Source organism: Mesorhizobium argentiipisi (SeqCode) (assembly GCF_037179585.1).
GTDB classification, from domain to species: Bacteria; Pseudomonadota; Alphaproteobacteria; order Rhizobiales; family Rhizobiaceae; genus Mesorhizobium; species Mesorhizobium argentiipisi.
Genome location: NZ_JAPYKO010000095.1, coordinates 1 through 510, shown reverse-complemented (window position 1 = coordinate 510; position 510 = coordinate 1). Strand labels below are relative to the sequence as shown.

Here is a 510-nt window from a genome sequence, read left to right as displayed (position 1 = left end):
CAACGTCGCCGCCTTGCGCCATCACCTTTGCGATCCGCTCGGCCTGCAGATAGACGCGGTCGCCGATGCGGATCTCGCCCGCCACCACCGGCACGCGGTCGATCAGCTCGGCCTCGCTCTGGTCGGTAATCTCGAGGAAATCGAACCGCTCGCGCTCAAGCTCGAAGGCGCAGTGCATTCGCCAAAGGCCATTGTTCTTCTTCTCATGCGCACCGGCCTTGGCAACCGCCGTCGCATCGAGGATGCGGATCAGCCGGCCTTTGGCCAAGCCTGCCTCCTCCTCCTCGCGCTTCAAAAGATGCCCGATCAACTGCTGCAGCCATGGCCCTGCATTGCGCAGCCGGCCGAGCAAGGCCACGTCCGAAATGTCGGCAATGCCGCTCGCCGCCGCCCAGGCCACGACGCCCCGCATCCCTACCTTGCCAAGGCAGTAAGCCAGCGTCAGGCGCAACAGGTCGCTCGCCGACCTGATGCCGCGTGGTCGCAGGAACGCCTTCGTCTCGCGCGCAC

Annotated in this window: 1 protein-coding gene; it reads right to left on the bottom strand. The window is 65.9% G+C overall.

The window, feature by feature from the left end; genetic code table 11:
• A partial coding sequence (locus tag O7A05_RS34085) for a transposase (RefSeq protein WP_463152120.1) occupies positions 1-510 on the bottom strand: 510 nt, incomplete at both ends.